The organism is Dietzia sp. CH92 (assembly GCF_032248695.1).
Taxonomy (GTDB): Bacteria; Actinomycetota; Actinomycetes; order Mycobacteriales; family Mycobacteriaceae; genus Dietzia.
The window spans coordinates 493611-514986 of sequence record NZ_JAVHXC010000001.1; the positions used below are offsets into that span (position 1 = coordinate 493611).

Consider the following 21376-nt stretch of genomic DNA (forward strand, 5'->3'; position numbering starts at 1 on the left):
GGGTGCTCCCAGGCGGGATTCACTCCGCAGCGGCGGCCACCCGCTGCATCACGTGGGTGCGCGCCCCGCCGATACCCGCGAAGCGCGCCCGGTCGCAGGTGAGCACGATCACCTGTGAGGTCGCCGCCGCGGCGGCGATGACCGCGCCCATCGTCAGTCGACGCGAGGGGTCGGTGTACCCCATGGTGTCATCGAGGAACACCGGCACGCCGTTCTCGCCGACCAGTCGCGCGCAGGCGATGCGGACGATGACGGCCAACTGCTCCCGTGCCCCGCCGGAGAGTGATTCGTAGTTCACGGTCACGTCGCCGATCCGCCGGGACAGGATCGTCAGGTCCTCTCCGAGGCTCACGTCGAAGTCCCGCCCGTAGACGAGCGTCCCCAGCTCGACAACCGCGCGGTGGAAGGGTGCCTGGTACGCGAGCAGCGCCTCCGAGCGGCGCTCGACGAGGGTGCGGTGGAGCAGGTCCGCCGCACGCGCCCGCCGCCACAGGGCGGCGTTCTCCCGCTCCGCGGAGTCGAGTTCCCTCTCGGCCAGGGCCACCCCCTCCAGCCGTCCCTGGTCCCCGATCGCGTTGACCCGCCCGAGAGCGGTGGCGACGGCGGCCGCGGAGTCGCGCTCCTCGGCGACGAGCGTGGTGAGCGAGGCCCGGGCGTTCTCCAGCAGATCGGGCGGTGCGTCCGCGAGTGCCTCGGCGAGAGCGGCCCTCGCCTGGTCGACCTTCTCCCTCGCCGATCGGACCCGGTCACCGGCCCGGCTCTCCGCCACCTCGAGATCGCGGTCCGCGACCTCCTCCCGCGCCGCGTCGAGCGCCTTCCGGCACTCGGCGAGGCGTCCGGCGGACTCCTCGGCCAGCGCGGTCCTGGTCGCGTGCTCCGTCCGGAGCGTCGCCGCCTCGACTTCCGCCGCACGGTCCTCGTCGCGGAGCCGCGCGAGCACGTGTTCCGCCTCCGTGGCCTCGGCCTCCGGGGAGTCGGCTCCCGGGGAGTCGGTCCCCCCGTCCGAGGTCTCCGCCGACACCTCCACCCCACCCGCGTCGTGCCGGTCGCCGGCGTTCGTCGCGGTGGCGAGCCCGTCCCCGGCGGCGGGATCGTCTCCCACCAGCGACCGTAGACCGTCGCGTCGGTCGTGGAGATCCTGCGGGGTGTCCGTGCCGAGCAGGTCCGCGCGGCGTCGCTTCAGCGCCTCGACCTCGGCCCGCAGGCCCTCGGCACGGCGAGCCCGGAGGTCGGCCTCCTCCACGGAGGCGACCCCGAGACCGGTGAGGAGACGATCCCGCTCCGCGCGGGCGTTGCCCTCCTCCCGACGGACCGCCTCCGTGTCCCCGGCCGGGATGACGGTGAGCGACACGGTGCCCACCTCGAAGACCGTGTCCGCCACGATGTCCCGCGACCACCCCGCTTCCGCGTCGAGGTGCTCCCCCGCGACCCGGACCTCGCCGCTGCCGGCGATCTCCACCCTGGGAGCGCTGGCCGCGCTCCGTGCCACGGCCTGCCGGAGGGCGTCCTCCGCGCGCCGGAGTTCCTCCACGGCCCCCTCCGGGACGGCATTCGCCGCGAGGTCGGCCTCCTTCCCGCGGAGTTCCTCGCCGAGTGTGGCCAACGTTCCCAGGAGCCGCTCCAGGCGCTCCAGCTCGGCGCGCCGCCGGGCCCGCTCGTCGTCCGCGCGGACCGCGTCGAGGCGGGCCCGGGCGCGGGACAGGCGCTCCTCCGCCGCCTCGGCCGCCGCGCGGGCGTGCTCGGCCCGCGCCTGGGCCGGTGCCAGCCGTTCCGCCGCGGCGGTGGCGGCCGAGGTCGACTCGTCGTGCCGGCGTTGTTCGGCAGCGGCCCGCTCGATCAGGGCGCGGCGCTCCCGCAGTGCGCCGGACGCCCCGTCGTGTGCGGCCACGGCCCGGTCGAGCTCGGCCTCCGCGGCCGAACAGGCGCCGCGCAGCTCGTCCACCGCCCGGCCGGCCGCCTCGAGCCGGTCGACCTCCGCCCGCAGGGTGTCCAGCGATTCCTGCCGCGCCCGGTGCACGGAGGCCTGCGCCTCGTGATCCGATACCGCCGCGTCGAGCTCCGCGTGTCGCGCCCGGGCCTCGGCCAGGGCCGCCCGGGCGTCGGCCAGTCGCGCCTCCGAGCGAGCCAGCTCACCGGTCGGTTCACCGCGGCGGGCCGTCAGATAGCGGTTCCTCTCGTCGGCGACCCGCTCCATCAGGGAGTCGTCACCCGTGGGGTCCTCCCCGCCCGCCGCGGCGTCCAACGCGCGCCGCAGCGACCCCATCCCCTTGGCGGCGTCGACCTGACCCACCGGTTCGTCCTGGGCGATCCGCAACGCCCTCCACAATGACCGGTCCACCTGGCGGTCCAGGAGATCACGGACGTAGTCGTGCGCGTCGTCCCCGGTCAGGGCCGGGCGCGTGGAGCCCGGGAACTCGAGCGAGGTCCGCTTCCCGCGGACGAACTCCTTGCGGTAGCGCATCCGCTGCGAATCCACCGTGAACTCGGCCTCCACCACGACGGGCACGTCCCTGCCCACCGGGCTCGCGGCCTTGATCTCGGCGCGCCCCGACGAGGCCTTGTGCTCGAGAAGCATCTCCAGGGCGTCCATCAGGCTGGTCTTGCCCGATTCGTTGGGGCCCTCGATCACCAGCACCCCGCGCGGGGGGAGGTCGACCTCTTCGCGGAACACCCCACGGAAGTCCTCGAGCACGAGTCGGTGCAGGATCATCGGGTCCCTCCGTCCACGAGTCGGTAGAGCAGGCTGAGGGCGTGGCCCGCGTCCTCGGCGTCCGCCCCGCCGGCTCCGGCCATCTCGACCAGGTCCGCCACGGCGCGCCCCGCGTAGCCGTCCACCAGGTCGGTGAAGTCCGTGTCCTCCGCCCGGACCACCAGATGGGTCCGCGACTGCCGGAGATATGCGGCGGCGAACAGGGCGTCCCACGTCTCGAGAAGGTCGTCGATCCGCGCCCGCAACGCCACGCCGACGGTCCCCGTGAGCCCGAGCTTGAGAACCGTCCGCGGCTTGTCCCCGATCGCCTCGACCTGCTCGGCCAGCGCGTCCAGATCCGCATCCGTGTCGATCCGGGCGTCGATCGCGCGGAACGACCACCGCCCGGTCCGAAGCGGCGTGACCTCGCACGCACCCGCCCGGGCCGGCTCCGCACCCCGAGTCAGCTCCACGAGCAGGGCGTGGCCGGAATCCGTCTCGACATCGTCGAAATCGGTGGTCTCGGGGCTGCCCGAGAACCAGATCCGCTCGCCCGAGCCCACCCGGGTCACCGAGTGCCTGTCACCGAGCGCGACGTAGTGGATCCGCCCCGAGCCGAGGGCCTCCTCCAGCGACGCGACCGCGATCGCCTCCACCGACGGCGAGTGCCCCCCGTAGATCTCGTCCGTCCCCCCGTGGGCGACGAGGACGCGCAGCCCGTCGGTCGGTTCCAGCGAGGCGAGCAGCGCGGGCAGCCGGGAGGGATCCGGCCGTTTGGATGTCCACGGCACGCCCACCACCTCGACGCCCGGAGCGATCTCGACGGGCCCGGTGCCGTCCAGCACCACGACACGGCCCCCCTCGACCGCCGGGGCGAAGTCCCTGCACCGGAACACCGACGCCACGTCCAGGGGATCGTGGTTGCCGGGGAGCACCAGCACCGGCACGGGGAACGCCGAGAGCGTCTCCACGGCGCGCAGCACGATCGAGCGGGGCACCGCGTTGTCCTCGAAGGCGTCACCGGCCACCACGACGAACCGGGCGCCGTGCTCGGCGGCGAGCGTGCCCAGTGACGCGACGGCCGCCAGCCGGTCGGCCGTGTACACCGCCTGCGACTCGACACCGAGGAAACGCCGGGTCATGCCGAGCTGCCAATCGGCGGAATGCAGGAATCTGATGGTCTCACCGTCCCGTGGGGTGGTCATGGGCGCATCGTAGGACGCCGGTCCGACACGGCGGCCGCGGCGGGGCCCGTCACGGCGCCCGGTAGTCGCCGAACGCGTCGAGGAAGTCCTCGAGGTCGGCCACCACCCGGAGCTGCTCCAGCGGGTCGCTCGTCGTGGCGGCGGCGAGCCTGCGGGCGACGGGCGTGTCCAGCAGGTCCTCGAGACCGGCGGGCTCCGGGGACGGCACCGTCGGCAGGATCGGCTCGGTCGCCCACAGCGACTCCTCGACGTCGACGGACACCTCGTCGTCGTCCCCGCCCCGGAGCACCGCGCCGAGGTTCTCGGCGCTCAGGCCGCGCAGCGCGAAGAGGACGTCCGGCCTGGCGTCCCACCACTCGACCATGACGTACGCGGCCGCGAGGACGTGCAGGCACGGGCCCGGTTGCACGGGGCAGTGGCAGGAGAACGAGGTCTCACCGTGAACCGCCGGCAGGAGCAGGAACCCGACGGTGTCGGAGAAGTCGCCCGCCAGCGCGCCGAGCACCCCGTGCTCCTCGCGCCGCAGGGCCCGACGCAGTGCGTCCGAATCCGAGTCGTCGAGGGGGGCGAAGGAGAACTCGACGGTGAACGGCTCCGGGCGGCTGCCGTCGACGTCGCACCGCACCGACCTCCCCGCGTGTTCCAGGGAGAGCACCCGGTCGGCCCGCGCGGCCTTCCGCGCCAGGTACGCCTCCCCGCGCGTGACCCCGGACTCGAGGTCGCTCGCCCACCGGCGACTCCACATGTGGCCACCGAACGCCCCGGCACGTGAGCGCGCCCGGATCCCCCTTCCGGTCATTCCTCGTCCTGCCCTTCACCGGTGAGCTCGACCAAGGCCGCGAGATCGGCGTCGGCGAGTTCGGTCAGGGCGCCCGCGAGCGGCCCCAGCGTCAGTTCGGCCAGATCCCGCTTCGCCTCGAGCAGCTCGTCGATCCGGTCCTCGACCGTCCCCGGAGCGACGAGCGTGCGCACCTGGACCTGACGCGTCTGGCCGATGCGGTGGACGCGGTCGGTCGCCTGGTTCTCCACCGCCGGGTTCCACCACCGGTCGAGGTGCACGACGTGGTTGGCCTCCGTCAGGGTGAGCCCGGTCCCGCCCGCCCGCAGCGACGCCAGCATCACCGGCGGGCCGTCGGCGCTCTGGAACTCCTCGACCATCTGCGCGCGCCCGGCCGCCGTCACGCCCCCGTGGAGGAACGGGACGGCGCTGGCCGCACGGCGCTCGAGCAGCGGCAGGATGAGGTCGCCGAACGCGCGGTACTGCGTGAACAGCAGGACCTTCTCACCCGCGGCGAGGATCTCGGTGAGCACCTCGTCGAGCGCGGCGAGCTTGCCGGAGCGGTGGCGTCCCCCGCGGAGCAATCCGGACCCGTCACCGAGGTAGTGCGCCGGATGGTTGCAGACCTGCTTGAGGGCGGTGAGACCGGAGAGGATCGCACCCTTGCGGGCGGCCCCCTCGGCCTCCTTGACCTGCTCCATCATGTCCTCGACCACGGCCTGGTACAGCGTCGCCTGTTCGCGGGTCAGGGGTGCGTCCACCCGGATGTGCTGTTTGTCCGGCAGGTCGGCGACCACCCTCGGGTCCGACTTGAGGCGTCGCAACACGAACGGGGCGGCCAGGGCCCGCAGTCGGGACGCCGCGGCCTCGTCTCGCCGGGATTCGATGGGGACGGCGAACCGCGCGCGGAACGTGCTCGCCGAGCCGAACAGCCCCGGGTTGGCGAAGTCGAGCACGGCCCGCAGTTCGTCCAGGCGGTTCTCCACCGGCGTGCCGGTGAGCGCGATCCGGTGTTCCGCGGGGATCGACACGATCGCGCGGGCGACGGACGTGGAGGGGTTCTTGATCGTCTGCGCCTCGTCGGCGACGAGGCGACGCCACGGCACCCCGGCCAGGATCTCGACGTCACGCGCGGCGGTGCCGTAGGAGGTGAGGACGAGGTCCGCGACCGCGAGCCGCCCGGCCGCGTCGTCGCCGCGCTCGCGGGACGGACCGTGATGGACGGCCACCGTCAGCTCGGGGGCGAAGGTCGCGGCCTCACGCGCCCAGGTGGCGACCAGGGTGAGCGGTGCCACGACGAGGGTGGGACCGCGCACCCCACGGGAGTGTTCGCTCGCCGTGAGCGCCAGGACCTGCATGGTCTTGCCCAGCCCCATGTCGTCGGCCAGCACCGCGCCGACGTCCGCCCGGGCCAGCGCCGTCAACCACCGCACGCCCTCGAGCTGATAGGGCCGCAGGGTGGCGCGGAACCACGGCGGGAGGTCGACGGGGATCGACGACGACGAGGGGATCCAGTCGAGGGTCGTGGGCGCCTCGATCTCGACGCCCTCGCCCTCCTCGGACATCATCGCGGCGGCCAGTGCCGGTGCGGTGACCCGACCACCCCGCCGCGCCGCGAGGAAGCGGGCCGCCCGCCGGAGTGCGCCGGGATCCGCCCGGACCCACTGACCGCGGAGACGGACCAGGTCGGACGCCGCGTCGAGGAGCATCCGCACCTCGGTCGCGTCGAGCGGCACGTCGTCGACGACCATCTCCCAGTTCACGTCCGCCAACTGGTCCAGACCGAGACGTCGACCGGAGTCCACGTTCTCCGTTCCGGGCGGGGTGACGGTGACCCGCACGGCCGTGCGCACCCTGGTCCACGCCCGGGGCAGGAGGACCTCGACGCCCCGGCCGCGCAGCGCCTCCACCCCCTCGTCGACGAGCTGCACCACGAGGTCGGTGGGCAGGAGCAGGTCCGGGCTTCCCGCCGCGGGGGCGGCGCGACCCAGCGGCGGCCACGACCGGACGGCCCTGTCCACGACGTCGCGCACGGCGTCGCCGACGGCGGTCGTGTCCGGGAGCTCGGAATACGGGCGCAGGGAGTCCGTCCCGGTGCGGACCAGGACCTCCAGCCGCCACGAGATCTCCGGATCAGCGGGCGTGCCCGGGGGCGGGTGACCGGTTCCTACGCCGCCGCCGTCACCGCCCCCGCTCCCCCCGGCCTCCGCCGCGGCGGACGGCTCCACGACGCGGAACACCACCTCGACGTCGCGCGCCGCCGCGGCCCGGCCGAACTCGGCGACCGCCTCCGCCAACGCGTGACCTCCCGAGGTCACCTCACCACCGGTGATCAGGGCGGTCCCCAGCGCGCTGCGGCGGCCGGCGGCCAGCGGTGCCAGCGCCATCCGGGCGTGTTGATCCGCCAACGCCGCCAGCAGCCTGTCCAGGTCCTCCCGACCCGCCACGAGACCGTGGCATCGGCCCAGGCTCTCGGCGGTCCACGCCGACACGACGGGCGAGGCGACCAGAGCCCACGACGTGACCCACGTACCGTCCGCGCGGGTCATCCTGGGCACGACGTGCCCGGCGCGGACGAGGGCCGCCACCCCGGCGGAGAGCCTGCCGAGCGCCCGCAGACCCGGACCGACCCAGTGTTCGGTATGGTCCGCCATCGCGCACAGGTCCACCGCCGAGGCCACCGAGACGCGTATCCCCGGGACCGTGGCGGGGCGGACACGCCCGTCCAGGGGGACCCGTACCGGGATCTTGTGGGTGAGCGAGTACCCGTCCAGCAGTTCCACGACCTCGGGCGGGGCCCCGGCCCGACCCACCGCGGTCACCGAGGCCGCCGGGGCGATGGACTCGGGCCTGCGCAGGCCCGTCTCGCACCACAGCCCGATGACACCCGCCTGCCAGACGGCGTGAAGGCGGGGGGCCGGAGCAGGGGTCACGCCCACATGTAAGCACGCCGGTCCGACAGGGCCGTCGCGCACGCCCCCGCCGCGGCCCGCGGGTCCTCCACAGGTACCGTCCGTCTCCACAGGCCGCCCGCCCGGGAACCCCCGGCGGCAGGCTGCGCCCGATCCCCGATGCCAGGATCGGGCCGTGATCGGGAGGCGACGACCGCGGCCGGCGGGACGACAGACGGCGGGGCACGGTCCCGGGGGACGTGAACGTGCACCGTCCCCGTGCCGCGCCGTGCCGCCGCTCGCACCGCGGGCCCTGGCGCTCGCCCTGACCGTCCTGCTGACCGCGGCCCTGGTCTCCCACCTCGCCGAGCCGCCCGGGTCGGCGCCCGGCAGTCCTCCGAGGGAGACGGTGCTCGCCCTCCTCGACACCGTGCGGGTCGTGCCGGAGCGCACGCCCGCCCCCGGCTACGACCGGGACTGCTCCGGGGCGTCGGCCTGCGTCTTCGGGCCCGCCTGGAGCGACGTCTCGGACGCCCCCGGATCCGGTAACGGGTGCTCGACCCGCCACGACGTCCTGGCCCGCGATCTCGTCGGGGCCGTCCCCGTCCCCGGGTCGCCGTGTGAACGCTCCGGCGGAGTGCTGGTCGACCCGTACACGGGACGTAGAGTCGACGTGGGGGTCACGGGCTCACGCGGTGTCCACGTCGACCACGTCTACCCGTTGTCCGCCGCGTGGGACCTCGGCGCCTGGGCCTGGCCCCCGGGGCGACGCGCCGCCTTCGCCAACGACGTCGACGCCAACCTGCTGGCCGTCTCCGCGGCGGTCAACACGGGCAAGAGCGACTCGACCCCCGCCGACTGGCTACCACCGGACGAGACCCGGCACTGCTTCTACGCGGCCCGCTACCTCACCGCGGCGACGGCCTACGGACTCCCGGTGACGAGAGCGGACCACGAGGCCCTCGGCGATGCGGCCCGCCGATGTCCGGCCGCGCGTCGGGCCCGGGCCCGGCATCGGCGCCGGGCCCGGCGCCCTCGCGTCAGTAGCGGTCCTGGCCGCCCGACGACCGGCCCCGGAAGCCGCCACCGCGGCGGTCGTCGTCACCGCGGCGGAAAGATCCACGGTCGTCGCGCCGGTTGTCCCGGCGATCGCCCTGCCGGTCGCCGCGCCGATCCGAGTAGCGGTCGCCGCGGTCGCCGCGGTCGTCTCGCCGGTGCCCGCCGCCGCGCGGCTTGCCGCCCCGGTCGTCGCGGAACGAGGAGGGTCGGCCCGCCGGCGCGCCGCTGTCCGGACGGATGTCGATCTCGGCACCGCCGACGCGGATGCCCTTCATCGACTCGAGCTGATCCGACGGCAGGCCGGCGGGCAGCTCGACGATCGAGTGATCGAACCGGATCGAGATCCGCCCGATGTCCCCACCGCTGAGGCCGGCCTCGTTGGCCAGCGCGCCCATGATGGAGCCGGGCTTGACGTTGTTCCGCTTGCCCACGGCGATCCGGTACTGGGCCATGTCCTTACCCGTGCGCGACGGCCGCGGCCCGTCGGAGAAACTCCGCGCCGGCCGGTCGCGACGGTCCTGGCCGCGATCGTCCTGCCGATCGCGTCGCTGGGGACGCTCGGGCTCGCGCATGAGGAACTCGTCCGAGTTCCGGGACTGGGTGGCCAGCGCGGCGGCGATATCGGCCATCGAGACCGAGTGCTCGGAGGCGTACTCCTCCACCAGGCGCCGGAAAAGGGCGATGTTCGGATCGTCGAGACTCTCGGTGATCGACTGCGCGAACTTGGCCATCCGCATCTCGTTGACGTCGTCCACGCTGGGCAGCTGGATCTCGGTCAGGGGCTGCCGGGTGGCGCGCTCGATCTGGCTGAGCAGGCGCCGCTCGCGAGGGGTGACGAACAGCAGGGCGTGTCCGCTCCTGCCCGCGCGGCCGGTGCGGCCGATGCGGTGGATATACGACTCCGTGTCGTGCGGGATGTCGTAGTTGACCACGTGGCTGATCCGCGGCACGTCGAGGCCCCGGGCGGCGACGTCGGTGGCGACGAGGATGTCGGTCCGCCCGTCCTTGAGCGCCTCGATGGTGCGCTCGCGCAGGTTCTGCGGGATGTCACCGTTGATCGGGGCGGCCGAGAACCCGCGCGCCCGCAGCCGCTCGGCCAGCTCCTCGGTCGCCGACTTGGTGCGGACGAACATGATCATCGCGTCGAAGTCCTCGACCTCGAGGATCCGGGTCAGCGCGTCGAGCTTGTCCCGGTGGTTCACCAGGACGTAGCGCTGCTGGATGGTCGGTGCGGTCGACGTCTTGGACGCCACCTTCACCTCGGTCGGGTTGGTGAGGTACTTCTGCGAGATCCGCCGGATCGCGGCCGGCATGGTGGCCGAGAACAAGGCGACCTGGGTGCTCTCCGGCGTGTCCGAGAGGATGCGCTCGACGTCCTCCTGGAAGCCCATCGCCAGCATCTCGTCGGCCTCGTCCAGCACGAGGTGCCGCAGACCGGAGAGATCGAGCGTCCCCTTCTTGAGGTGATCGATCACACGCCCGGGGGTGCCGACGATGATCTGCGCGCCGCGCCGTAGGCCGGACAGCTGGATGCCGTAGGCCTGGCCGCCGTAGATCGGCAGGACGTTCACCTGCGGCATGTCGGCGGAGTAGGTCACGCACGCCTCGGCGACCTGGAGCGCGAGCTCGCGGGTCGGCGCCAGGACGAGCGCCTGCGGGGCCTTCACCGCCGGGTCGATGAGGGACAGGATGGGCAGCGCGAACGCCGCCGTCTTACCGGTACCGGTCTGCGCGAGGCCGACCACGTCGCGCCCCTCGAGGACCAGCGGGATGGTGGCCGCCTGGATGGCGGACGGCACCTCGTAGCCCACGTCGCGGACCGCCTTCATCACGGCGGGGGCGAGGCCCATGTCCGCGAAGGTGACGGCGGGGGCGTCGTCGCCCTCACGGGTGGGGGCGGCTGCAGGTGATTCGGGAGTGCTGGCGTCGGTGTCGACCTCGTCGCCGGCGGTGGCGGTACGGTCCTCGTCGTTGTTGTCCATGAGGTCTCACATGCTACGGCGTCCCGGCCTCTATGAGCGATACGGCTTGCGCAGGTCACTCCCCCGCGTGGACCTCGTCGGCCGGTTGGCGGGTCTCCCTGGCGACCACCCAGGGCACCACCGCGAGGAGCAGGAGCGCTCCGGAGACGGCGAAGCCGGTCGTGTAGCCGAGCCGGTCGACGATGAGCCCCACGACCACCGGGCCGAGAATCGCCCCGGAGTCACTGGCCATCTGGAACGTGGCGAGCACCTTGCCACCGGCGCGGTCCGCTCCGATCACGTCGGCGACCGCCGCCTGTTGGGCGGGGTTGAGGATGCCCGCCCCCATGCCCGCCACGACCGACGCGGCCACGAGCAGAGGGACGGTGTCGCACCAGCCCAGGACGATGGTGGTGACACCCGAGACGATGAGCCCGATGATGACCATCGGGCGGCGGCCGAATCGGTCGGACAGTCTGCCCGCCACGGACACCACCGATGCCGTCCCCACCGCGAACGAGGCCAGGGCGGTGCCCGCCACGCCCGCTCCGGCGTCGAAGTTCGCCGCGGCGAACAGCGGGATGATCGCGACGCGGACGCCGAACGAGGTCCACCCGTTGACGAAGCTGGAGATCAGGGCCGCGCGGTAGCCGGTGTGCCGGAGCGCCTCGCCGACGAGCAGCGGTTCCTGTTCCGGGGTCTCGTCGTCCGGGGAGCGCCGTCGGCCGCCCCGGAGGAATACCGCGACCACGGCGGTCGCCACGAGGAGGGTCCCCGCGTAGACGAAGAACGGCACACGCATCCCGAACTCCGCGAGCACCCCGCCCAGCACCGGGCCGCCGATGTTGCCGATGAGGAACGCCGTGGCGTAGAGCCCGGCGATCCGGCCCCGCTGCCCGGGCGGCGACAACCGCGTCAGCAGGGCCATCGCGGAGATCGTGAACATCGTGGACCCGAGGCCGCCGAGTCCCCGGAAGATCAGGAGCTGCCAGTAGCTCTGTGCCAGGCCGGTCGCCAGGGTCGAGGCCACGACGATGAGCAGGCCGGTCATGTAGACCCACCGCTCCCCCATCCTGTCGACGAGGAAGCCGCCGGCGGGGGCGAACACGAGCCGGAAGAAGGCGAAGGCGCTCACCACGACCGAGGCCGCGGTGACGGACACGTCGAAGGTGCGCGCGAACTGTGGCAGCACCGGCGCCACGAGCCCGTACCCGATCGCGACCGCGAAGGCGGCCACGACCAGAACCCAGATGTCCGCGGGCAACCTCGTCCGCGGAGCGGCGTCCCTCGCCTGCGCGGCGCCCCTCACGCCGACCGGAGGACGCGCTCGAGCACGTCGGCACCGAAGTGCAGCGCGTCGACGGGTACCCGCTCGTCGACGGCGTGGAAGTGGCCGAAGACGTCGAAGTCGTCCGGTACCCGCAGGGGGACGAAGCCGTAGCCGTGGATCCCCAGCTCGGCGAGATGCTTGTTGTCGGTGCTGGCCGGAAGGAGGTACGGGACCACCAGCGCGTCCGGATCGGATCCGCGGACGGCGTCGCCGATCACGTCGACCAGCGGGGCGTCCGCCGGGGCCGCGATGGGCGGCTGCCAGATCCACTCGACCGACACGTCCGGCCCGAGTTCCCGCTCGACCTCCGCTCGGAACGTCTCCTCTCCCCCGGGGAGGACACGGCAGTCGATCTCGGCGCGGGCCTCGGTCGGGATGACGTTGGTCTTGTACCCGGCGGACAGGACGGTCGGCGACGCGGTGTGGGAGAGCGAGGCGGCCACGAGCGGCCCGAAGTGGCCGAGCACTTCGAGTCGTTCCGGCAGCTCGGCCACATCGCCGCCGCCTCCGGCGATCCGGCCGACCGTCGCGGCGAGCGCGGTGTTGGCCTCGGTGGGTTCGATCGGGAACTCGATCCCCGCGACGCGGTGGACCGCCCCCGCGACGGCGGCGACGGCGTTGTCGGACGTGGGACGGGAGGCGTGCGCGGCGGTGCCGTGGGCGGTGACCTTCGCCCAGGCCACCCCCTTCTCCGCGACCGCGATCGGGTACAGGCGACGCCCGGCCACGGGCACCGACCATCCGCCGACCTCGCTGAGCGCCTGGGTCATGCCGTCGAAGATCTCGGGGCGTTCGCGCACGATCCATTTGGCGCCCATGATCCCGGCGGCCTCCTCGTCCGCGAAGAAGGCCAACAGCAGCGGCCGTCGGGGGACGATCCCCTCCCGGCGGTAGTGGCGCACGACGGCGAGCATCATGCCGATCATGTTCTTCATGTCGACGGTGCCGCGTCCGTAGAGCCACCCGTCGCGGATCTCACCCGCGAAGGGCGGGACCGTCCAGTCCTCGGCGACCGCGGGCACCACGTCGACGTGCCCGTGCACGACGAGACCTCCGGCCCCGGGGTCGGCGCCCTCGACGCGGGCGAACAGACTGCCCCGGCCCGGCACGGACTCCACGAGTTCACTGTCGATGCCGACCTCGGCGAGGTACTCGGCGATCCGCCGGCACACCCGGGTCTCCCCGTCGCCGATGGTCGCCGCGTCGCCGGTGTTGGTCGAGTCGATGGACACGAGATCGGCCGTGATCGAGACGGCCTCGGCGTGCATCCGCGCCCGGGCCTCGTCGGTCATCTGGTGGGCGTCGCTCATCCGAAACACTTCCCTTCCCCGCGGTAGGTGGGCCAGCGGTCCACGAGGGCGGGCCCGTCTGCAGTCTCGTCCACCACGTGGAGTGTGTCGAACCGCTCGCACACCTCGCCGGCTTTGGCGTGGCGCCACCAGCCGCGTCCGCCGATCGTCACGTCACCCCGGACGGGCGTCTGGACCTCGCCGGCGCCCTCCCGACCGAGGTAGCGCATCCCCGCGGGGGCGACCGGAACGGGCAGTCGGTCCCCGCCCGGGGGCCCGGACGCGACGTACCCGCCGTAGAGGAAGGTGGTCAGCCCGGGCGCGGGTCGGCGTACGGCGGGCAGCGCGAACATGAGGGCCGGCCGGGGGGTGAAGGAGCGGTACGCGTCGAACAGTCCCGGGGCGTACAGGCCGGACCCGGCGGTGACCTCCGTGACGGCCGGCGCCGCGGCGCTCTCCGCGACCGATCCCGTGCCGCCGGAGTTGATGATCTCGGGCGGCTCGCCGGTGATGTCCGCGATCACCGCGGCGACCGCCTCGCGCACCCCGCGCAGGCGGCGCATCGACACGCGCTTGACCAACCCGATCCCGGGTACGTCGTCCGGGACCCCGGCGACCTGGGCCTCGTAGAACATCGCGCCGACCACGCGGAAGCCCTGGTCGCTCGCGTGGCGCACCAGCGGTTCCACATCGGCGGGGCCGCGGAGGGGGGATCGCCGGACGCCGAGGTGGACCGGACCGACCCGAAGCGAGGCGTCGACGTCGATGCACACCCGGGCCCCGCGCGCGCCGGCCTCGCGGGCGATCGCCAGCTGGCGCGGGTCGTCGACCATCAGGGTCACGGCGTCGAGCGCGTCCGGGTCCGCACCGAGCCGCCCCAGCGCCGACCGGTCGACCGTCGGGTACCCCACCAGGACGTCGTCGCACCCGGAGTCGACGAGCCACAGCGCCTCGGCGAGGGAGTACGCCATGACGCCGCGGACCGCCGCGTCGCCGCGCAGGTCCGCGCCGAGGGCCTCCTCGAGCACCCGTCGGCACCGCACCGACTTGCTCGCGATCCGGATGCGCGTGCCGCCCGCCCGTCGGCGCAGGTCCTCCAGGTTGGCGCGCAGGCTCGGCAGGTGCAGCGCGGCGAGGGGCGCCTCGAGTCGGGCCGTCGCGGTGTCCAGGGCCCCGGCGACCGCCCGGTGGTGAGCCGGGTCGGCCTCAGGCACCGTCGACCGGCCGCGCATCCCGCACGATGAGGTCGACCGCGCGGTGCAACAGATCGTTGGCCTCGTCGTCGTCCCTGTAGATCTGCCAGCGCAGGCTGACGCCGGTGATGATCGAGAGCACCACCCGCACCATGTCGTCGAGACCCATGCCCCACCGGACGCCGGCGGAGTCGGCGGTGCGTTCGAGCACCGACCGCACGATCGCCTCGTTGGACTCCTGCTGGTTCCGGGCCAGTCCGACCTCGGGTAGCCCGTGGGTCCGGAGTGAGTACGAGACGATCTCGTAGGTGAGCAGTTGTCGATCGGGCGAGGCGGAGATCACGGCCCAGACGAGATCGATCGCCTCGTACAGCCGGCGGCGCAGACCCTCGGTTCCGCGGGCCCCCGAATCGAAGTCCACGCTCACGAACGCGCGCGCGGCCTGGTGGACCTCGGAGTTCACCGCGCCGATCACCTCGCGGATGAGCTCTTCCTTGTCCGTGTAGCAGTAGTGGACGACACCCAGGGACACGCCCGCACGCTCGGCCACCCCGCGCACGGTCACCGCCCCCAGACCGTCGTGCTCGGCGATCTCCAGCGCGGCTTGGAGGAGTTGCGCCCGGCGCTGATCTGCAGGTAGTCGTCTGGTCACCCGTCCATGGTACGACGACGACGAGGACGTGGACACCGTTAACCGCGCACCGACCCCCTGACGCGAACGCCTGCACGGACAGGGGTCAGGTCGAATGTCCAGGTCTGCCTCCGGGACCGCGACCCGGCGGTAGTCTCTGCAGCCATGACGACCTCCGTGGCCACCTGGCAGAACTGGGCCGGCAACGTGCTGGCGACCCCGTCGGAGCGGCGCGGGCCCACGACCGTCGCCGAGGTGGCCGAGATCGTGGCGGGGGCCGCGGAGCGCGGGGACCGCGTCAAATGCGTCGGTGCGGGCCATTCCTTCACCCCGGCCGCGGCGACGGACGGGGTCCTGGTCTCGTTGGACGATCTCACCGGGATCGAGGCGATAGTCCCGACCCTCGGCGCGGACGGCCGTGCCGACGGCGCGGAGGTGACCGTCTGGGCCGGCACGCGCCTGCACCGCCTCGGCCCGCTCCTGTGGGATCTGGGGCTCGCGCAGCAGAACCTCGGTGACTTCGCGGAGCAGTCGCTGGCCGGGGCGGTCTCCACCGGCACCCATGGCACGGGACTCACCGCGCCCGGGATCCCCGCCACCGTGGTGGGGCTCCAGCTGGTCACCGCGGACGGATCCGTCGTGTCGTGTTCCCGCACCTCGCATCCGGAGGTGTTCGAGGCCGCGCGGCTCGGGATCGGCGCCCTGGGGATCATCACCAAGATGACGATCCGGTGCGTCCCGGCGTTCGCCCTCCGGGCCGAGGAGCGGCCGTGGACCCTCTCGGCGGCGTTGGCTGATCTGGAGGGGTTCGCCCGGTCCGCCGACCACGCCGAGTTCTTCTGGTTCCCCCACACGGACGCGATCAGCGTCAAGCGCAACACCCGCCTGGCCGGGGACACCGACCTCCGTCCCGTGGGCCGCATCCGGGAGCTGGTGAGCGACGAGTTCCTGTCCAACGAGGCGTTCGACGCGGTGTGCCGCGCGGCGACCCGGCGACCGGCGCTCACGCCTCGTCTCAACCGCCTGTCCTCGCGCGCGTTGTCCGCCCGCGAGTTCACCGACCGCAGCTACCGGGTGTTCGCCTCCCCGCGGCGCGTGCGGTTCCGCGAGATGGAGTACGCGGTCCCCCTCGAGGCCGCGGCGGGCGTGCTGAGGGACCTGCGCGACACGATCGATCGCGCCGGCGTGGTCACCCCGTTCCCCGTCGAGGTGCGTTTCGCGGCCGCCGACGACGTCTGGCTGTCCACGGCATACGACCGCGACGTCTGCTACATAGCGGTGCACCAGTACCATCGGATGGACCACACTGAGTTGTTCCGGCTCGCCGAATCGATCTTCCTCGCGTCGGGCGGGAGACCGCACTGGGGGAAGATGCACACGCGGACCGCCGCGGACCTGTCGACGATGGTCGAGCACTTCGACGACTTCGTCGCGGTGCGCGACCGGCTCGACCCGGACCGGCTCTTCGGCAACGAGTACACCGAGCGCGTGTTGCCCTAGGGCGCGACACGTCCCGGGTTACGTACCGTGGTGGTACGAGTGCGGCCCCACCCGCCCGCCATGACCCCCAGGAGTGACCAGTGACCGAACGCGTCCCCGCCGAATCCGGCGTCTCCGGTCCCGCGGCGGGGGTGGTGACGGCCGCGCTGCGCCGCGCCATCCGCGGTCAGGCCGGCGCGGCCCGCGCCTACGTCCGCCATCTCCGCCGGGCCCACCCCGAGGAGAGCCCCGCCCGGATCCGCAGCCGACTCGACTCCCGGTTCCTCACGACCGTCACCGCCTCCGGCGCCGCAGTGGGGGCCACCGCCGCCGTGCCGGGCATCGGCACCATCGTCGCGTTCGGGGCGGTCGGTGCCGAATCCCTGGTGTTCCTCGAGGCCGCCGCCTTCTACACGCTGGCGGTCGCGGAGGTCCACGGCGTCGACGTCCGGGAGGGCGAGCACGAGGAACTGCTCGTCATGACGGTGATGTTGGGCGCGTCCGGGACCGCGCTCCTGGCCAACGCGGTCGGGTCCGCCGGCGGGTCGGGCGGTGCCTCGCTCGCGAGTGGATCGCTTCGGATCCCCGGCCTCAAGGAGGTCAACCGCCGCATGCTCCACCGGTTCGTCCGCAAGTTCGCCGTCAAACGGGCCGGTCTGGCGATGGGCAAACTCGCGCCGGCGGGCCTCGGCGCCGCGGTCGGCGGCTGGGGCAACCGCCGTCTCGGCCGGACCGTCGTGGACACCGCCGACGCGACGTTCGGCTCGCCCCCGACGACCTGGCCCGCCACGTGAACGCGCGGTGACGGGCGAGTGGCATCCCCCTGTCAGGTGAGATCGGAAAGCCCCGATCGGGCAGACGGTCTAGCCTGGATCCATTACGTGTGAAACCCACCACAGAACCAGAGAGGCACCACAAGATCGTGAGCAACAACGTCTCACAGTTCGGACAGAACCAGTGGCTCGTAGACGAGATGTATGACCGGTTCGCCAAGGACCCGTCCTCCGTGGACGAGTCGTGGCACGAGTTCTTCGAGGCCAACCCGGAGGCCGCCTCCTCCTCCGGGGGTGGCTCCTCCAACGGCACCGCCGCGCGCGGCGCCGGGGACCGGGCGCGTCAGGGCGGTGAGAACGAAGCGAAGTCGGCGGGTGCGAAGGCGGCGGGTGCGAAGTCGGCGGGGACCGGCAAGGCCGGGACGACGTCCCGTCCGGCGGACGAGAAGTCCACGAAGCCGTCGGAGTTGACCATCGACGACGTGACCCCGGAGGCGTCCGCCAAGGACGTCGCGGCCAAGCCCGCCGCGGACGCGAGCCCGGCGCGCAAGGCCCGTGGTGAGGGCGTGCCCGCGCCCGTGAACACCTCCGAGCGACGCCCCAAACCGGCCGCGCCCGCGGTGGGCAAGCCCTCCCGTCCGCAGTACACGCCTCCGTCCGAGCCGGAGACCAAGGCGCTGCGCGGGGCGGCCAACGCCATCGTCAAGAACATGAACGCGTCGCTCACGCTGCCCACCGCGACCTCTGTCCGCGCGGTGCCGGCCAAGCTCATGATCGACAACCGGATGGTCATCAACAACCATCTCCAGCGCACCCACGGCGGGAAGATCTCGTTCACGCACCTCATCGGGTACGCGATGGTGCAGGCCATCAAGGTCTACCCCAACATGAACAACCACTACGAGGAGATCGACGGTAAGCCGCACACCGTCACCCCGGCGGGGATCAACCTCGGACTGGCCATCGACATGAAGACCAAGGCCGGTCGCTCGCTCGTTGTCGCGGCGATCCGCAACTGCGAGGAGCTCGATTTCCGGGGCTTCCTCGACGCCTACGAGGACATCGTCGCCCGCGCCCGCGAGGGCAAGCTGACGATGGACGACTTCTCCGGCGTGACGGTCTCGCTGACCAACCCGGGCGGCATCGGCACCGTCCACTCGGTTCCCCGCCTCACGGTGGGCCAGGGCGCGATCCTCGGTGTCGGGGCCATGGAGTACCCGGCCGAGTTCCAGGGCGCCAGCGAGGAGCTGCTGGCCAAGAACGCGGTCGGCAAGATCACCACGCTGACCTCGACCTACGACCACCGGATCATCCAGGGCGCCGAGTCCGGCGAGTTCCTGCGCGAGATCCACCGCCTGCTGCTCGCCGACGAGTTCTACGACGAGATCTTCGACGCCCTGGGCATCCCGTACGAGCCCGTCCGGTGGCGCCAGGACATCACCGACCCGCGGGTGGACAAGGACGCGCGCGTCCTCGAGCTCATCGCCGCGTACCGGGACCGCGGCCACCTCATGGCCGACATCGACCCGCTCGACGGCAAGTACGCGCGGCGGCGGCGCACGTTCCACCCGGACCTCGACGTCAACACGCACGAGCTCACGCTGTGGGACCTGGACCGCGAGTTCTCCGTCGGCGGTTTCGTCGGCAAGGACAAGCTGCGCCTGCGGGACGTGTTGTCGGCCCTGCGCGCCGCCTACTGCCGCAAGATCGGTATCGAGTACACCCACATCCTCGAGAACGAGCAGCGCCAGTGGATCCAGGACCGCATCGAGGGGGTCGACGACAAGCCGACCGTCGCGGAGCAGAAGTACATCCTGTCCAAGGTCAACGCCGCCGAGGCCTTCGAGACGTTCCTGCAGACCAAGTATGTCGGCCAGAAGCGGTTCTCGCTGGAGGGCGCCGAGTCCGTCATCCCCATGATGGACGCGGTCATCGACGAGGCCGCCGAGTTCGGCCTGGACGAGGTCGTCATCGGCATGCCGCACCGCGGCCGGCTCAACGTGCTCGCGAACATCGTGGGCAAGCCGTACCGCCAGATCTTCACCGAATTCGAGGGCAACATGGACCCCTCGGCCGCGCACGGCTCGGGCGACGTGAAGTACCACCTCGGCGCCGAGGGCATCCAATACCAGATGTTCGGCGAGAACGAGATCAAGGTCTCGCTCACCGCCAACCCCTCGCACCTCGAGGCGGTCGACCCGGTCCTCGAGGGGATCGTCCGCGCCAAGCAGGACCTCATCGAGGACCCGGAGTGGCGCGCCGAGTACCCGGTCGTGCCGCTGATGCTGCACGGTGACGCCGCGTTCGCCGGCCAGGGCGTGGTCGCCGAGACCCTCAACCTGTCGCTCATCGACGGGTACCGGACCGGCGGCACCATCCACATCGTGGTCAACAACCAGATCGGGTTCACCACGGCCCCCGAGGCGGGCCGGTCGAGCCAGTACTGCACGGACGTCGCGAAGATGGTCGGTGCTCCGATCTTCCACGTGAACGGTGACGATCCGGAGGCCTGCGTCCGCGTGGCCCGTCTGGCCATGGACTTCCGTCAGAAGTTCAAGAAGGACGTCGTGATCGACCTCGTCTGCTACCGCCGCCGGGGCCACAACGAGGCCGACGACCCCTCGATGACCCAGCCGCGCATGTACGAGGTGATCGACGGCAAGAAGAGCGTCCGCCAGTCCTACACCGAGGATCTCGTCGGTCGTGGTGACATCACCCAGAAGGAGGCGGAGAACGCGCTCCGCGACTTCCAGGGGCAGCTCGAGCGCGTCTTCAACGAGGTCCGCGAGCTCGAGAAGCACCCGGTCTCGCCCTCCCAGTCGATCGAGCCGGATCAGCCGCTGCCCAAGATCGTCACGGCGGTCGACGAGTCCGTCATCCACGCGATCGGTGACGCCTTCGGCAACCTGCCCGAGGGGTTCCACATCCACCCCCGGGTCAAGCCGGTCTACGAGGCCCGCCAGAAGATGGCCTACAACGGCAACATCGACTGGGCGTTCGCCGAGCTTCTGGCCATCGGCTCCCTGGCGATGGAGGGGCGTACCGTCCGCCTCGCGGGCCAGGACTCCCAGCGCGGCACCTTCACCCAGCGTCACGTGGTGATCGTGGACAAGACCACGGCCGAGACCTACTCCCCCCTCCAGCACCTCGACGGGGCCGAGGGTCGGTTCGAGGTCTACAACTCGGCACTGACCGAGTACGCGGGGCTCGGCTTCGAGTACGGCTACTCGGTGGGCGACCCCGAGGCGCTCGTCATGTGGGAGGCCCAGTTCGGTGACTTCGTGAACGGCGCCCAGACCATCATCGACGAGTACATCTCGTCCGGTGAGGCCAAGTGGGGCCAGAAGTCGTCCGTGACCCTCCTGCTGCCCCACGGGCACGAGGGCATGGGCCCGGACCACACGTCCGGCCGCATCGAGCGTTTCCTCCAGCTCTGCGCTGAGGGCTCGATGACCGTCGCGCAGCCGTCGACGCCGGCGAACTACTTCCACCTCATGCGTCGTCACGCCAACGGCATCAAGCGGCCCCAGGTAGTGTTCACCCCCAAGTCGATGCTGCGCAACAAGAAGGCCGTGAGCGCGGTCGAGGACTTCACCTCGGGCAAGTTCCGGTCCGTGCTCGACGATCCGACGTTCGCCGACGGGTCGAAGGACGCCGGCAAGGTCAAGACCATGCTGCTGGTCTCCGGGAAGCTGTACTACGAGCTGGCCGCCCGTCAGGAGAAGGACGGCCGTGACGACATCGCGATCGTCCGCCTCGAGCAGCTCCACCCGATCCCGCACCGTCGTCTCCGTGAGGCACTCGACCACTACCCGAACGTCAGCGAGGTCCGGTGGGTTCAGGAGGAGCCGGCCAACCAGGGTGCGTGGAGCTTCCTCGCGCTCGAGCTGCCGGAGCGGATCGACAACCTCCCGCCGCTCAAGCGGGTGTCGCGTCGCCCGATGGCCGCCACCTCGACCGGCCTGAGCAAGGTCCACGCGGTCGAGCAGAAGGCCTTGGTGGACGAGGCCTTCGCCTGATCCGCCGCTAGACGAGGGGGCCCGACCGCGATTCGCGGTCGGGCCCCGTTCTCGCTCCCACCCGGGGAACGCGCCGATC

The 21376-nt window shown here is 72.3% G+C and carries 12 protein-coding genes and 1 pseudogene; 4 read left to right on the plus strand and 9 right to left on the minus strand.

Annotation, left to right across the window (positions count from 1 at the left end; translation table 11 throughout):
* Positions 1–19: 19 nt before the first annotated feature.
* From RWK90_RS02360 to RWK90_RS02375, 4 genes are read right to left on the minus strand one after another with little or no spacing between them, the layout of a single operon-like run.
* The gene (locus RWK90_RS02360) at positions 20–2710 is read right to left on the minus strand and encodes an AAA family ATPase (protein ID WP_314034293.1); all 2691 of its coding nucleotides are present in this window, start codon (positions 2708–2710) and stop codon (positions 20–22) included.
* Entirely contained in the window at positions 2707–3894 is a 1188-nt protein-coding gene (locus tag RWK90_RS02365; RefSeq protein ID WP_314034295.1) for a metallophosphoesterase, read from the minus strand. The genes RWK90_RS02360 and RWK90_RS02365 overlap by 4 nt, the downstream gene beginning before the upstream one ends.
* Before the next feature lie 49 nt (positions 3895–3943).
* Complete coding sequence (locus RWK90_RS02370; protein WP_314034296.1) at positions 3944–4693, minus strand: hypothetical protein; 750 nt, start codon at positions 4691–4693, stop codon at positions 3944–3946.
* The gene (locus RWK90_RS02375) at positions 4690–7605 is read right to left on the minus strand and encodes a DEAD/DEAH box helicase (RefSeq protein WP_314034298.1); all 2916 of its coding nucleotides are present in this window, start codon (positions 7603–7605) and stop codon (positions 4690–4692) included. Before RWK90_RS02375 ends, RWK90_RS02370 begins: the two co-directional genes overlap by 4 nt.
* Positions 7606–8236: 631 nt before the next feature.
* On the opposite strand from RWK90_RS02375, the pseudogene RWK90_RS02380 reads away from it, so the two are divergent.
* Positions 8237–8518 (plus strand): annotated as a pseudogene (locus RWK90_RS02380) (HNH endonuclease family protein); the annotation flags it as partial.
* An 85-nt stretch (positions 8519–8603) separates the two neighbouring features.
* Here the strand turns inward: RWK90_RS02380 and RWK90_RS02385 are convergent.
* From RWK90_RS02385 to RWK90_RS02405, 5 genes are read right to left on the minus strand one after another with little or no spacing between them, the layout of a single operon-like run.
* Positions 8604–10604 (minus strand): DEAD/DEAH box helicase, encoded by a 2001-nt coding sequence (locus RWK90_RS02385; protein WP_314034300.1) that lies wholly within the window; start codon positions 10602–10604, stop codon positions 8604–8606.
* A 55-nt stretch (positions 10605–10659) separates the two neighbouring features.
* On the minus strand, positions 10660–11892 hold the full coding sequence (locus RWK90_RS02390; RefSeq protein WP_314034302.1) for an MFS transporter: 1233 nt from the start codon (positions 11890–11892) through the stop codon (positions 10660–10662).
* Complete coding sequence (locus RWK90_RS02395) at positions 11889–13223, minus strand: M20/M25/M40 family metallo-hydrolase (protein WP_314034304.1); 1335 nt, start codon at positions 13221–13223, stop codon at positions 11889–11891. The genes RWK90_RS02390 and RWK90_RS02395 overlap by 4 nt, the downstream gene beginning before the upstream one ends.
* A complete protein-coding gene (locus RWK90_RS02400; protein ID WP_314034306.1) occupies positions 13220–14416 on the minus strand; it encodes an alanine racemase in 1197 nt (398 codons plus the stop codon). The genes RWK90_RS02395 and RWK90_RS02400 overlap by 4 nt, the downstream gene beginning before the upstream one ends.
* A complete protein-coding gene (locus RWK90_RS02405) occupies positions 14409–15047 on the minus strand; it encodes a TetR/AcrR family transcriptional regulator (RefSeq protein ID WP_070721510.1) in 639 nt (212 codons plus the stop codon). Before RWK90_RS02405 ends, RWK90_RS02400 begins: the two co-directional genes overlap by 8 nt.
* 144 nt (positions 15048–15191) lie before the next feature.
* On the opposite strand from RWK90_RS02405, the gene RWK90_RS02410 reads away from it, so the two are divergent.
* The 3 genes from RWK90_RS02410 to RWK90_RS02420 all read left to right on the plus strand — a co-directional run bounded on the left by RWK90_RS02410 (position 15192) and on the right by RWK90_RS02420 (position 21297).
* Positions 15192–16526, plus strand: coding sequence for a D-arabinono-1,4-lactone oxidase (locus tag RWK90_RS02410; RefSeq protein WP_314034309.1), 1335 nt, complete (start codon positions 15192–15194; stop codon positions 16524–16526).
* Positions 16527–16606: 80 nt separating this feature from the next.
* Positions 16607–17299, plus strand: a complete 693-nt coding sequence (locus tag RWK90_RS02415) for a hypothetical protein (RefSeq protein ID WP_314034311.1) — start codon at positions 16607–16609, stop codon at positions 17297–17299.
* A gap of 128 nt (positions 17300–17427) precedes the next feature.
* A complete protein-coding gene (locus RWK90_RS02420) occupies positions 17428–21297 on the plus strand; it encodes a multifunctional oxoglutarate decarboxylase/oxoglutarate dehydrogenase thiamine pyrophosphate-binding subunit/dihydrolipoyllysine-residue succinyltransferase subunit (protein ID WP_396230254.1) in 3870 nt (1289 codons plus the stop codon).
* Positions 21298–21376 lie beyond the last annotated feature (79 nt).

Bases quoted from the DNA above. Each gene is read 5' to 3' on its own strand.
- RWK90_RS02365 (WP_314034295.1), bottom strand. From the start codon at position 3,894: ATGACCACCCCACGGGACGGTGAGACCATCAGATTCCTGCATTCCGCC.
- RWK90_RS02370 (WP_314034296.1), bottom strand. From the start codon at position 4,693: ATGACCGGAAGGGGGATCCGGGCGCGCTCACGTGCCGGGGCGTTCGGT.
- RWK90_RS02360 (WP_314034293.1), bottom strand. From the start codon at position 2,710: ATGATCCTGCACCGACTCGTGCTCGAGGACTTCCGTGGGGTGTTCCGC.
- RWK90_RS02410 (WP_314034309.1), top strand. From the start codon at position 15,192: ATGACGACCTCCGTGGCCACCTGGCAGAACTGGGCCGGCAACGTGCTG.
- RWK90_RS02395 (WP_314034304.1), bottom strand. From the start codon at position 13,223: ATGAGCGACGCCCACCAGATGACCGACGAGGCCCGGGCGCGGATGCAC.
- RWK90_RS02385 (WP_314034300.1), bottom strand. From the start codon at position 10,604: ATGGACAACAACGACGAGGACCGTACCGCCACCGCCGGCGACGAGGTC.